The organism is Bacillus cereus group sp. BfR-BA-01382 (genome assembly GCF_022663475.1).
GTDB classification, from domain to species: Bacteria; Bacillota; Bacilli; order Bacillales; family Bacillaceae_G; genus Bacillus_A; species Bacillus_A thuringiensis_S.
In genome coordinates this window covers 1-264 of the sequence record NZ_JAKUFQ010000375.1, presented here as the reverse complement: position 1 = coordinate 264, position 264 = coordinate 1, and the positions used below count along the sequence as shown (strand labels likewise).

Sequence of the window (264 nt, the reverse complement as noted above, 5' to 3'; positions counted from 1 at the left end):
GGAGGGTCTTTTGGGGGAGATAGCGGGGGAAGCTGCGGTGGTGGTGATTGATGAAAATGCGCCTTATATAGGCGTATTTCTTTTTAAACAAACGTTTGATTAGTTGGCTTACATATGCATAAACACAGTTAAACAAACGTTTGATTAATATTTTTAACATACTAAGGGGAATGGAAATGAAAAGGGAACCGAGAGTGAAAAATAAGGGGAAAGTAGTGTTATTTTTATTAGCTGCGGGAGGCGTATTTCTTGTTAAATTAACAT

General features: G+C 37.5%; 1 pseudogene. It reads left to right on the top strand.

Annotation, left to right across the window (positions count from 1 at the left end):
• Positions 1 to 176: 176 nt before the first annotated feature.
• A pseudogene (locus tag MR160_RS34390) lies at positions 177 to 264 on the top strand (histidine kinase); the annotation flags it as partial.